Source organism: Flavobacterium sp. KMS, assembly GCF_000813005.1.
Lineage (GTDB): Bacteria > Bacteroidota > Bacteroidia > Flavobacteriales > Flavobacteriaceae > Flavobacterium.
Genome location: NZ_JSYP01000012.1, coordinates 134,998 through 147,950, shown reverse-complemented (window position 1 = coordinate 147,950; position 12,953 = coordinate 134,998). Strand labels below are relative to the sequence as shown.

Sequence of the window (12,953 nt, the reverse complement as noted above, 5' to 3'; positions counted from 1 at the left end):
ATATCAATTCATAAACCTAGATTAACTCAATTAAACGGAAAAACCACGAATGTACTATTCGTGGTTTTTTTATTTAATGTATAACATTGCATCTTTTTAATTATGCAAACACCAATGCAAAATTTTAGCGATATTCTTTGCATCATCAATACCTCGGTGATGTGTTCCTTCTAACGGAATATTCAATAACTGCAAAGCACCATTCATTCCGGTTGGCTTTTGTAAACCAAATTTCTCCGCAAAATGAACTTTTACATTAATATGCTCCTCTCCCATAGGATATGAAATACCAAAGGATTTACATTGTTTCATAAGCATATTAAGATCGTACTGACCGTAACTTGCCCAAGTATATAAATCAGGTTGATATTCGTCTGCTAATTTTTCAATCGCTTCTTCAAAGCTTACTCCATTTTTATCTAGTAAATTCTGAGTAATAGTGGTTAATTCTGTACAAAACGGACTCACACTGGAGCGTTGTGGTTTTATTAAAATACCCTGATTTTTAGTAATCGTCCCTGTTTGGGAATCCAAGACTGCTAATCCAATTTCAATAATTTCATTTTGCTGTCCTTTAGGGACTTCGCCTTGCCAACACGTGGCTTCTAAATCTATGATAATAATTTTATCTGTAGTTTTCATTTTTTCTTTTTTTAAATATTGCATTTAATTTTTCTAACACATAGAAACATGACTTTGCTTTACACTGCAAAAAAGACGTTTCACTTATTTTAAATAAACATAGTTACTATGCGAAAGAAATGTATTTATCTTAGACTCTCTTCTTTAAAAATAAAATTCTATGTCTCTATGTGATAGAAAAATTATCTGCTTTTTTATATTAATTAAATTTCTCTTTCATTTAAAAGAGTCTTTATTTCACGAAGATTTCCTTCAATTGACCAATAACGTTTCCGCTACCAGAAATGGTAATTTCTCCAATCTTATCAGCGATTTTTTCAACATATTCCATTTCTTTCAATTTCCACAACATCTCGTTTTCCTCCATCAACTTTGCTGTGTTTAACAAACTTCTTGTTGCGGCAGTTTCTTCTCTTCGCATAATGCTATTAGCTTGCGCTTTTTTCTCGGCAACCAAAACCTGGTTCATGATTTCTTTCATATCTCCTGGTAAGATTACATCTCGGATTCCAGCATCAGAAATCACCAATCCCAACTCATTGATTTTAGTTGTTACTTCATCCAAAATTGCATCGGCAATCGTATCTTTTTTGGCTAACAATTCGTCTAAGGTTAAACCTCCTACGAATGCTCTCAAAGCAAGTTGCATGGCAACATACAATTGTTTTTCAAAGTCTTTGTTATCGACCAAAGCTTTCATGATATCAACAACCTGGTATCTTACAAAGAAATTAATCCTCAATCCTGCTTTGTCTCTTGTCAATAATTCCTGTCCTGAAATTTCAACATGTTGTTGTCTTGCATCAACCGTTTTTACTTCGATAGTAATTGCATTATTCCAAAAATAATGAGTTCCTGCTCTTAATTCGGTTGTAAAAGTTCCGTTTACAAACAACAATGCTTTATCATTGCTGGCAACAATAAATTTTCTTGCGTACAACCTCAATTTAGCGTTCTCCAATAAATTCATTGGAATATTTTCGGTGATATAAATTTTAGATAAATCTACTTTAGTAAATTCATTTTTTACAACACCTTTCCAGAAAGCATATCTACCTGCGGTTAAAACTTCTTTAAAGTTACCGTTTACAAATTGCAATACAATTTCGTTATCGGCAACCTCAACTATTTCTAACATAGAAGCCAATACTTCATTTTGCAACAATATATTCAACTCGTATGGCGCTTGAAATGACAAGCCCATATCATAAATCATAACATTTTTATTGCCGAAAATCCAGTGAGAACCATCTTCTAATACTGCTCTCAATTTTCTATTTTCGAATACCAAACCTACTTGGTACGCATTAATTTTAATTCTATCTATCATTTTTATTTTTGTTTAAAGTTTTTTTGGTTTCATGTTTTCCAACCAGTAAAAAACTTAGTTATATTTTCTGTTTTCTTAAATCTATTCTCTTGCTTCTATTCTTTTCAAAATAAAAAAACTTCATTGTCTCTCTCCTCCGAGAAAAACGGACGAATAGTTTGTTATTTGCTAACTCCAATTGTTTTGCGATTCTATTTTGTGAAAGCGATTCTAAATTCTAAAAAAATCACTTAAACAATCAAACCGAAAAGAAAATGAGTCTTTCAAAACACATTACTATTCGCGCTGGTTTTATCATGAGCGTGAAATTTTGGACTTTACAATCCTAGTTTCACAGACAAAGACAAATCAGTTTTCTTTGGTTATGCATCTTTTTAAGAGTGATGCCCTCTAAACACAGATTTTCAGTCTGTTGACTACCAATTGTCTATCCGAATCTGAATTCGGCGCAGGATTCGAACCTGCAACTTTCTATTGTTCTACCTAACTGAACTATCGCATTACTGCGAATGGGATTCGAACCCATGACTGATAGAGTGAGATAGTTTTTTGGAAAACCATCAAAACCTCCAAATCAAGTTGCATAGAAAAACATAATACGCTTTCGCGAAAAGTTCTCTACAATGGTGCTATACAGAAACACACAACAAGACCTGTTTGATATTTTTAAAACCATAAACAATCTAGTCTATGGTTTTCATTATTTTTATTTAAAAGAACGTGTTTTTATTTCCTGAGCAAATATTCAAATCAGACTACGCAATTATTCTGCGTAGTACAAAATCTTATTTTATCCATTCAATTATAGTCGATAAATAGACTTGTCTTACTTCCTCAAATCGTGCTATATTAGGAATATGATTTACTTCTAACAAATATTTAGAACCATCTTTTGCAACGATATAATCATTCCCAATCATATCCATTTGCAAAGTATTTTTAATATGCAAAGTATCTGCAAGCAAATCAGGATCTACAGTCATAAAACCAGCATGATCAGGATGAATAGATTTTAACCAAGTATCACCTTCTAATTTAATTTGCCAATACGTATCACCTATCATCATTATACGAACAGCTTCTCCATCATAATAAGGTTCAGTAGTTGCTGTAAACTCACTTTCCCATTCTCCAGTAAAACGATGTTTGTTTTCGCCACAATGCCAATTTCCCCATTTAGCAACAGTATCTTCTGTAACATTTATAGAAGCTCCTGCACTTATAAATCCTCGAGGTGCGCTAAATCTTGAAAGAGATAAAGCTTTAACCAAACAAGGAATTTTAAATCGACAGTCGAGCATGGCAGCAGCATTAGGATAACAAGCACCTTTCCAGATGGCTAAACCGGAAATAAAATCAAAATCATTATCATAAATACCATAATAGACTACTTTATCTACTGGCAACATTCCTATACCATTTGCCTTTTCCATATAAAGGACTTCCTCTTTTACTATAATTTTTGGTATAGACTGATGCCAGATAATATGTCCTGAGTAACTTGCTTTTATAGTATCATATTCTTCTTGTTCAATACCTACTAAAGCAATTCTATTGTAATTTTGTTTCATGATTTTAATAATTTAATGTTGTTTATATTTTATTTTTTTAATCTGCCACGAGCCCACTAAGCCACTAAGTCTATTCTATTTTCTCTTGGCGACTTCGCGTCTTTGTGTGAAAATAATTTTGCGCATTATACTTTGTCAATCTCTCGCAAAGTCGCAGAGCCGCAAAGTTTTAAACTCTTTGAACCTTTGAACCTCTGCTCCTTTGAGAACCTTTGTGCCTTCGTGACAAAACTCTTTAAACTTCTTCTAATTTTAATCGTTTAATTCCAAAATCAGATTTTCTTAATTTACACATTCTACCATCTGAAATATGGTGAAAAACAATACCTTCAATATCATTCTCTGATAAGAACTCTCTTAAATCATCAAATGCTAAACTTGAAAAGTCAATCACTTCACTACCATGTTTAATTAAAGTATGTCTCTCTAAATTTTCAGGGTTACCTTGAACTTTGGGACCACATAATTCGTAAGTACCATCAGTTTTAGTTTCCAAATTATCAAAACCTTCAAAGAAAAATTTATCTTCAGATTTTGAGCGGTTACATTTTAACCAATGCGGATGATGTCCTGAAATTAAATCTGCATCTTGACAAGGAATAGCATCTACAGGAATTGCTCTACCTTTTTTCGCATCAAATCTTTTAAACAATTCTCCATTTATAATGGCGACTGCTGTACCGTCAAATTTTCTTGTCGCAATGGCATCTCCATTTATAACCCATATATTTTCGGCGTTAATCTTATCAATTACCCGTCCTAAATCATTCGAGTCTTTAGTAAATAGTGTACTTATCTTTTTCATCTTATATTAATTTAATTTGCCCTAAAGGCATTTAGTTTAAACAGTATCAATTCTTTTATTTGTACAGGAAGAGAGATTCGAACTCTCAGAATACTGATTCTAAGTCAGCCGCGTATACCATTCCGCCATTCCTGCATAATTGTTTTTATCTTAATGTAACCAAGGTTAAAAACTTAATTTTATTCTTTTCACTTTGCGTCTCTGCGTCTTTTCGAGAAAATAATTTTATACTTTGTCAATCTCTCGCAAAGACGCCAAGTCGCTAAGTTTAAAATCTTTGTCCCTTTGTTCCTTTGCTACTCTGTCCCTTTGAACCTTAAAAAAACTGTCTGAGAAGTAGGATTCGAACCTACGACCTCCCGCGTCCAAGGCGGGTAAACAACCACCGTTATCTTCTCAGTTATTTTGGGTGTTTTCGGGAATCGAACCCTGTTCTTCGGATTCACAGTCCGATATTTTACCAAATAAACTAAAAACACCATTTTTTATATTCTGCCTCGAAGCCACTAAGCTTTGATTCATTTTCTTTGCGACTTCGCGTCTTTGCGTGAAAATAATTTTGCGCATTATACTTTGTCAATCTCTCGCAAAGTCTCAGAGCGGCAAAGTTTTAAAACCTTTATTCCTTTGTACCTTTGCAACTCTCTGTACCTTTGAACCTCTGCACCTTCGAGAACCTTTAAAAAAATAGCGGCTCATACGGGAGTCGAACCCGTTTCTCCCGAGAGACAGTCGGGAAGGTTAGCCAGTAACCCCAATGAGCCAGTTCCTTCTAGAGAACACTTGTGATTTTGGAAGGGCTCGAACCTTCATTCAAGGTTAATCAACCTCCCTTCTACCAATTGAAATACAAAATCATTTAATTTTTGGGCATAAAAAAAGCACCCGATCAAAGGTGCTTCATAAGATTCAATAAGATATACCTATCCTATTGCCAGTATCTATGCACCTGTATTGTAATAAAACCAAGATCGAAACTCGGGTTTAGCAGTTGTACGTTATATGTGTGATGTTTGAAATCCATTTTATGTATTGTATTATATATTGAAATCATTGTTCTGGTTTGAAATTCGTTTTCCAGATTTTCTTCGGCAAAGATAAAGTCTAAAAAATCAATTATCCAAATCATTTTTTAATTTATTTTACTAACAATCAAATAGTTAAACCTAAATAAAATCCATAAAAATCCCTGTCCGCATACTTAGGCAGATTCTTAATTATATCAAATGACTGTCTCTCATTAGATTACTTTTCAAGATTATATTTCGCAATTAGGTTTAATCATTAAACATTTGATCCTTTATTTTTTTAATTATTTTTATTTAAAAGTCTATTTTCAATCCAATTATTAGCAAATTGAGCTGCATTTTTATCACATTAAGCTACCCTAATTGTCACATTGAGCGAAGTCGAAATGCTTTAAAACAAAAAAAGCGTCCCGATATCAGGACGCTTTTATATTTTTATGTTGAATTTGAAACTACAATTTACACTTCAATTCTATAAAATACATACCACATCCATAGCCTTTAGTAGGGTAAAATCCCTCTAAACGGTCGCTATTTTGTCTTAAAGACAGATTAATATGTAGATTTTTTATTTTCATTTCGAGGGCAAATGTAGGTCTTTTATTAATATAATTATATTTTAACACATAGAAACATAATTTTCAAAGTGTAAAAAAGACGTTTCACTCAAAATAAAGCGCATAGAACTATGCGGAAAAACCATGATTTTCTAAAAAACATCTTAAGTTTTAAATTTAAATCTATGTTTCTATGTGTTAAATATTACGCTAGGAATTACATTAAACGAATCATATCTATATAATTAGTCCTGAAATAATTATCATTCAGCTAACAATTTTAACCAAAATTTTCATTTAAAAACACCCTTTATGCTTTATTAATTTTATATTTTTGAGAGTATACAAATACAAGAATCTATAAATACAAGTCAATAAAATAGCATGAAAAAACACCTAAAATACATAGATGGAAATTCCGATAAGTTTTGGCAAATAGAAGTTACAGGATTTGAATTTGCAGTAACTTATGGTAAAAACGGAACTTCCGGAACATCCCAAACAAAGAGCTTCGCTACAGATGAAGAATGCCTGAGAGTTGCAAAAAAATTATTGGAAGAAAAAATAAAAAAAGGATATTCAGAAAATGGTGACGTTACCGTAGCTCCAAAACCAAAAACAGCTAAAAGCTCCAATTCTGATGAAGTTTTACAGGAATACGACAATATTATAAAATCTAAAAACATTGATTTAGTATTGCCATTTTTAAAGGAAAAATCAAAAGGTTATATTGAAGCTCTAAAAAAACATATCAAGAAAAATAGAAGGTTTTGGACACAATATGTAGATTTATCTAAAGAACCTGAATATCTCAAGAAAAATAAAACCAATAACAGTTGGGGATCTTCTTGGGGAACTCGCGGAGATCAAAAACAAAAAGAAATCATTACACTAAGCGCCATCGCATTATTCGATAAAGCAGATATTAATTCCTGGGATGAGGCTTTAAATCTACTTGACGAAATAGACGAAAAAAAACAGGTTTTGGATGTTTTGTTATGGGCAAAGCCAAATTGGTTGGGAGCTTTTATTTTGGATAAAATAAAAAAACAAGACTGGGTTGGTTTTAATTATCATACGCTACGTAAACTTGAGGAACACGATTTATTATCATTTAATCCTGAATTGTACGCTTTGACTCTGGCGGCGACTAATGAATGGCGCTCAAAGATGAAGTCTCGAAAATTCATTGAAAATTCATTAAATGACAAATTAACCTATCAAAGGGATATTCCAGAGTTGTTTAATTATGAAACAACTCTTCATAATAATTTCTTTAGAGATAATGATACTCAAAAACATGATGAATTCCAGACATGGGCAGTTATTTATAAATCTTTATTAGATGATAAAAAGATGGATCGCGCGTTTTTTATCGAAAATGCTATCCTGATTCAAACCAAAGAATGGAACAATAACCTAAAATCTTTTTTCAGAAAAAGAATAGAAGAATTTAATGTAACCGCTGATGAGCTTATTATCCATCAGGAGAATATATTCTCTTATTTGCATAATGCCTATCCACCTATAACAAGTTACGGAATTGAGCTTGTTAAGAAAATATATGAGCATCCGAAATTTAAAACAAAATCTTTTTTTGAATGGTTGGAACCTTTAATGATGCGTAGTGATTGCAAAGCTGCCATAAAAAGTGTGTTGCCTATTTTGGAAAAATTAAATAAATCGAATCCTAAATTAAACAAAAACATAACTTCGATTATTGCCGATGTTTTTGTAATCTCAGATTTGGCTTTACAAGAACGAGCGAGTAAGATAATTGTAAAAATTGCAACCGAAAAAGATGCAGTTCTTAAAGAAAAATTATCTTCTTACACTACCTTGATGCAAGGTAATATTAAATCGGGATTGAGTAAATTTATTGATGATGATGCTTTAATTATTGATGATTCAGCACTTGAAGAATATACATTTAATCCTAAAAAAGAAGATGTACTTATCGACGAAGTTCAGCTTCCTAATGATTGGAATGATATCGTATTTCAGTTTGGGAACTTCATCGGATCCGAAGAAGTTCTGGACACCGAAATTCTATTGAACGTATATATCACGCAAAGGGATTTATTCCCATCTGATTATTCGGCACAATTGCAACCATACTTTAAACAACTACAAAAAAGCTATTTTGAAAGTGTAAACAAAGATTTTGTGAAAACCTTTTTGATGGAAAAAATTTTAAACATCGAAAGCAAATTCAATGGTAAGCATAAACATTATTCCAAAATAAATACGCTGTTATTAATGCAATCCTTGCTGATTAAAGTACAGCAAAAAATAAACGAGAACTCTGCTTTACCTCTAATTTCTTTTCCTAGTCATAAACCGTATTGGGTTGCACCAAAGGTTTTATTAGAAAGAGTTATTGCATACCAAAATACAAACGAAGAAATTGATTTACTGGATTTAAGTATTGCTATTTCGCGAATGCCAAGAGAAAATGTCGAAAGCGCCATTCCTTTATTAGATAAAGTAGAAGGAGAACTGAAACAGTTACTATCCTTTTGTTTGGGAGTAAACGAAAAATTAAACTTAAGTTCCGAATCTCTTTTTTCAAAGGTATTGGCAACAATGGGAAAAACGACCAAAGAAACGGGATTTTTATCTCTTTGGGCTGTAGCAGCAAGAACTTTTTATCCTAATGAATCTTTTACCGAATTTGAAAATACCTATCTAAAAGATGTTCCGTTTGTAGCTGCTCCATTTGTACCTGAAGTTAGATTTAAAGAAAAATGGAACGAATGGACTAATTATCAAACCAAAGAAAAAGAAAGAACGCCATCTTGGTACGAACTACGATTTGACTTGCCTAGTTACTTCAAAATTCCAAATTATTTACTGTACAGTCTGGATATATATCAGCGACCTAATAGTTGGGATTATTTACTCAATTCGGCTGGGAATACTTATTATTGGCATAGCCTAACGCCACAAAATGGGGATGCTCTCGCTATAACATTATTGCATAATTGTGGAACGGGAGATGGTGCAAAACCAGATTTAAAAGGTTTTCTGGATATTATAAATCGTCCTGAGTTTCAATTTTCCGATACTACATTGCTTTTATATGCTTGTAGTTTCTTTCAGGAAAAGAAAGATATCCGATTAATGGCTTCTGAAGTTTTGATTAATTTGGTCGAAAAACAAGCTATAGATATGGAATTATTTGCTCAGAAACTGGCGTTCCTGGCATCTGGAAAATATGGTGTATTCTTGCGATTAGTAGATGGATTAATTGCTATAAAAGATGTTTCGCCATTGCATAACGATGCTTTACTGAAGTTGTTTAATTCCTTTTTTGAGAATCTCGATCTAAAAGATAAGTTACCTACAAACTTCAAGAAAATAATTGAAAACTTTCTTGATGTTTTAACCAAAACAAACCAAAATCCATCGCCTAAAGCAATTGTTTTCTTTGAGCAATGGAAAGATAATGCTTCGCTTAAATCATTGATTAAGCAAATTTTAAAATAAAGAAAAATGACAGATTTAGAATATAATTATAAAGGAATTTCGACTTACAGTAAAACCAAAGGAATCAATAATTTGGTTTTGGCACATCAAACCGAAATTGAAGAAGTTAATAATATACCGTGTTTCTTTTGGGGAAGTTTGACTGATCCTTATGTTACCGCAAAATGCTGGAGCACGATTGCCAAAGTCGTTCGTTCTAGTTTTGGTCCAGTTCCGCCAAGTCTTCGGGATCCTATTGTATCGGCGGGAGCAGAAAGATTGCGTTTTGAAGGTTTCTCGTCCTGCAATGGAGTTTATGTAAGACTAGATATGAAACCCGAAGCTATAGATGGAGAGTTTATTGCCAACGGAACTACCAATGTCGACTTTAATGATCCGATGCTGAATGCGCTTAACGCCATCCAAAAAAATGAAAAAGTCACTCTTGCCGTTGGTCAGCAAGAAGTACAGGTTATTACCACCAAAGCAAAAGTTACCGAAAAGAAAGTAACCTTACCTATGCGATGGATAAAAGGCTTAACAAGTGTACAGCTTTATCTTGCCGATATGGATGTAAAATATGAATTGAATAAAATCCAGACCATTCAGTTATTCCAAAGTTTACCAAAAGGAAGTGTAAAAGGAGATTTTTTTATTACCAAAAGAGCAGGAAAATTTATGTTCTCGACTCTGGCTACAAATGATAGTGTACGAATTGGCGGAGTGCAACGACTACGATTATTAGAAGGTATTCTGGCTATTGTAGATAAAATTTATATCTATGAATCCTCAGATAAACAAACTTGTGCAATAGTTTCAGAATTTGGAAAAATGCAGTTATTAATGGCATTCTCTCCCGATTCTTACCGCGGATTTTCGGGTGAAGGAAATGTATTAGAAACCATGACCGAAAACTTACCTATAGAATGGGTTTATGGTTTAAATAGTTTGCTAAAATCGAATGAAACTTTTGACCCAACTATGCTTTCTATCGAAAATGATATCGATTTTGGTACTATGGACAATCTTACTTCAAATTTATCGTCGATGGGATTATTGGGTTATGATTTAAGCGAAAAAGCGCATTTTTACCGACGTCTTCCTTTTAAAACCGAGCGTATTTTATCTTTAAATCCAAGGCTGAAAAATGCCAAAAAATTAATTGATAATGAGGATATCGAAATCGTAGAACGCAGAGCCGATTATATCGAAGCCAAAGTAAAAGGTTCCGGCGTAATACACAAAGTAATTATCGAAGGAGCTAACCAAAGATGCACCTGCGATTGGTTTACTGCTTATCAAGGCAAAAGAGGAATTTGCAAACACATTTTGGGTGTAAAAATGACTATTTCTTAAGAAATTAGATTTTTACTCTTATAAAAAAAATCGCCCTTATAAAACTACCATTTGGATACAAATATTAGTAATCAATTTTGAACACGAATTTCACGAATTTGCACAAATCTTAATAGATTGATTTAGTTTTTGAAATTAATTTCACAAACTAATTAGTGTTAATTAGTGAAATTCGTGTTTGTTTTGTACTTGTGTCCATACGATAGCTGATTCGGGCGATTTTTTATTTTTTAGCTTCTGTCTTAGTTTGCTTTTACTACACTAATTTTTTCTAGTGTTACTTTAGCATCTCCGCCTCCACTCTTTTTTATAATAACTTCAAAATCTTTATCAGAATCTAATAAATTGTCTGAAATATAATAGGCGAAATTAAGTTTTATCCCGCTTTCTGCTGTCGCATGATTCTTATTCATTCCGTGATCATGAGCAACTCCAAAGAAAGTCATTGTCCCAACATATATATCCGGCTTTCCGGCATAACGAAGATAAACCGTGTAATAATCTTTAGGTTCTTTGTAAACTACTACATCCAGATTTAATAGTATCTTAGAATTAATACTTTTAAAAGCTTTATTTGTGTTTTTTGCTAATGTACTAGTTACTTTCTGAGTAAAACCAGTTGCTCCAAGTACCTTTCCTACTTTCTGTTCCCAAATAACTTCTTCTTTAGCATCCTGAAATGCAATTTTATTTTTTCCTTTAGCCTCATTGGCGGCTAGAACTGGAGTTTTAGATCCGTAAAGTAAATTATCATATTTATAATCCAGATTAAAAACGATATCGTAAACTTCCTTCATCGTATAGGTAATGCGATCTCCATTGGGAGCTATAAACTCATAAGGCCAAGAATTAGCTTCTAACTGTTCTAATGTCGGGCGTTGACCATATTCTGAAACATCCCAAGATTCCCAAACGCGATCAACCATACTATGATGTAGCCAAAAAACTGGATCAAACCCTGCTGATTCTACATTTGCCATTAAACCTGAAGTATTTGTCTGGAATATTTCATTATAATAGGTTTCACTATTAGGTATTGCATATACCCCTCCTATAAGATTGTGCATATAGCCATGCGGAGCACGTTCCATATTTTTACTAAATCCACCCGTTCCGCTAAAAGAAGGATTTTTTTGTAATTCCGCAAGTGCCAATTGAATATCCTTAAGCTGATTAGGAAGTATTGGTTTACCATTGTTAAGAATAGTATACCTTGCTTTTGCATACAAAGAAGTCGATGGATCTCTTACTTCTTCCGCCAGAATGTTATCTACCGTTTGTGTACTTCCGTAATTCCAATATGGGAGCGCAAAATCAGCTTTTCCGGATAATTCGCGAACAATTTTTTCTAAATACCAAATGTACATTCTATGCCATAACAGAAAATTTAAAGCAGCACTTTCAGATCCATTATGTGTGCAATCTGCCCATGCCCATAATTTATTTTCAATAGTTTGATACTCTGGGCAAAGTTTGTTTTTTCCATTAATTGTATCTGGAACATTATGTATCGCTCCCTGATAATACCAGGAAATACCTTTCTCACAACCCATTTCCCTCATTTTTTTGAAGGCTACATTCATTGCTTCAAGATTTGCTTTTCCATTGGGCGTATTAACATTCCAACGCGTATATTTCGCATTGGCCTTACTCTGACCATAGGATAAACCTGTAATCAGGATAATTAAAAATAAGTTAGTAATTTTTTTCATTTTATTAGATTTAGGGTTAATTATTCAATTGTTTATTTACATTAAAGTACTTCGACTTCAAAAGTTAAAATCTTAGAATAGGCAGGATTTGCTTTGTCATAAATTTTAAATTTTACTGTCCCATTTCCTATTTTGTTCACAGGAATTACATGAATAGCAATAAATCCTTGCTGATCTGGATTTAGCTTACTAAAAACCGATCCTTTTGGTATTCCTATCTGGCAAGCTCCATGCTGACACATCGAGCAATCCCATTCTTTAGGAAATGTATTAGAGACCGTTTCCCAAACAAGGAAAATGGGTTTATTAGAAATGTTTTCGACTTTAATTTTTGAAACATCAAGTCGTTTATTTTTCAATAAACTTTCCTTATTTATTGCATTACCAACCACAGAAAAAGTGGGTTTATTTTGCGCAAACGTGAAGGAAAAAGAAAGAAGAATAAGATAGCAGCATATTTTTTTCATAACTAACATTTTAAATT

The 12,953-nt window shown here is 32.8% G+C and carries 9 protein-coding genes and 5 tRNA genes; 2 read left to right on the top strand and 12 right to left on the bottom strand.

Going from position 1 to position 12,953, the window contains the following annotated elements:
* Positions 1-96 precede the first annotated feature (96 nt).
* From OA93_RS13985 to OA93_RS13955, 10 genes are all read right to left on the bottom strand, one after another.
* Positions 97-642, bottom strand: a complete 546-nt coding sequence (locus OA93_RS13985; protein ID WP_039113999.1) for a 3'-5' exonuclease — start codon at positions 640-642, stop codon at positions 97-99.
* A 232-nt stretch (positions 643-874) separates the two neighbouring features.
* A complete protein-coding gene (locus tag OA93_RS13980; RefSeq protein WP_039113973.1) occupies positions 875-1,972 on the bottom strand; it encodes a slipin family protein in 1,098 nt (365 codons plus the stop codon).
* A 785-nt stretch (positions 1,973-2,757) separates the two neighbouring features.
* Positions 2,758-3,543, bottom strand: coding sequence for a hypothetical protein (locus OA93_RS13975; protein WP_039113972.1), 786 nt, complete (start codon positions 3,541-3,543; stop codon positions 2,758-2,760).
* A 235-nt stretch (positions 3,544-3,778) separates the two neighbouring features.
* Entirely contained in the window at positions 3,779-4,348 is a 570-nt protein-coding gene (locus tag OA93_RS13970) for a DUF5565 family protein (protein WP_039113971.1), read from the bottom strand.
* 62 nt (positions 4,349-4,410) lie between these two features.
* Positions 4,411-4,483 (bottom strand) — tRNA-Leu (locus OA93_RS13965).
* A gap of 193 nt (positions 4,484-4,676) precedes the next feature.
* Positions 4,677-4,748 (bottom strand) — tRNA-Pro (locus OA93_RS25110).
* An 8-nt stretch (positions 4,749-4,756) separates the two neighbouring features.
* Positions 4,757-4,827 (bottom strand) — tRNA-His (locus OA93_RS13960).
* Between the two features lie 212 nt (positions 4,828-5,039).
* Positions 5,040-5,112, bottom strand: a tRNA-Asp gene (locus tag OA93_RS25105).
* A gap of 22 nt (positions 5,113-5,134) precedes the next feature.
* Positions 5,135-5,205: transfer RNA gene (locus OA93_RS25100), tRNA-OTHER, on the bottom strand.
* A gap of 71 nt (positions 5,206-5,276) precedes the next feature.
* Complete coding sequence (locus tag OA93_RS13955; protein WP_039113970.1) at positions 5,277-5,477, bottom strand: hypothetical protein; 201 nt, start codon at positions 5,475-5,477, stop codon at positions 5,277-5,279.
* Positions 5,478-6,317: 840 nt separating this feature from the next.
* On the opposite strand from OA93_RS13955, the gene OA93_RS13950 reads away from it, so the two are divergent.
* Complete coding sequence (locus tag OA93_RS13950; protein WP_039113969.1) at positions 6,318-9,422, top strand: DUF6493 family protein; 3,105 nt, start codon at positions 6,318-6,320, stop codon at positions 9,420-9,422.
* 6 nt (positions 9,423-9,428) lie between these two features.
* Positions 9,429-10,757, top strand: a complete 1,329-nt coding sequence (locus tag OA93_RS13945; RefSeq protein WP_039113968.1) for a hypothetical protein — start codon at positions 9,429-9,431, stop codon at positions 10,755-10,757.
* A 242-nt stretch (positions 10,758-10,999) separates the two neighbouring features.
* Here OA93_RS13945 and OA93_RS13940 read toward each other — a convergent pair whose 3' ends face one another.
* Positions 11,000-12,469, bottom strand: coding sequence for a tyrosinase family protein (locus OA93_RS13940; RefSeq protein WP_039113967.1), 1,470 nt, complete (start codon positions 12,467-12,469; stop codon positions 11,000-11,002).
* Between the two features lie 41 nt (positions 12,470-12,510).
* On the bottom strand, positions 12,511-12,936 hold the full coding sequence (locus tag OA93_RS13935; protein ID WP_039113998.1) for a hypothetical protein: 426 nt from the start codon (positions 12,934-12,936) through the stop codon (positions 12,511-12,513).
* Positions 12,937-12,953: the final 17 nt, after the last annotated feature.

Bases quoted from the DNA above. Each gene is read 5' to 3' on its own strand.
- OA93_RS13985 (WP_039113999.1), bottom strand. From the start codon at position 642: ATGAAAACTACAGATAAAATTATTATCATAGATTTAGAAGCCACGTGT.
- OA93_RS13980 (WP_039113973.1), bottom strand. From the start codon at position 1,972: ATGATAGATAGAATTAAAATTAATGCGTACCAAGTAGGTTTGGTATTC.
- OA93_RS13975 (WP_039113972.1), bottom strand. From the start codon at position 3,543: ATGAAACAAAATTACAATAGAATTGCTTTAGTAGGTATTGAACAAGAA.
- OA93_RS13970 (WP_039113971.1), bottom strand. From the start codon at position 4,348: ATGAAAAAGATAAGTACACTATTTACTAAAGACTCGAATGATTTAGGA.
- OA93_RS13955 (WP_039113970.1), bottom strand. From the start codon at position 5,477: ATGATTTGGATAATTGATTTTTTAGACTTTATCTTTGCCGAAGAAAAT.
- OA93_RS13950 (WP_039113969.1), top strand. From the start codon at position 6,318: ATGAAAAAACACCTAAAATACATAGATGGAAATTCCGATAAGTTTTGG.
- OA93_RS13945 (WP_039113968.1), top strand. From the start codon at position 9,429: ATGACAGATTTAGAATATAATTATAAAGGAATTTCGACTTACAGTAAA.
- OA93_RS13940 (WP_039113967.1), bottom strand. From the start codon at position 12,469: ATGAAAAAAATTACTAACTTATTTTTAATTATCCTGATTACAGGTTTA.
- OA93_RS13935 (WP_039113998.1), bottom strand. From the start codon at position 12,936: ATGAAAAAAATATGCTGCTATCTTATTCTTCTTTCTTTTTCCTTCACG.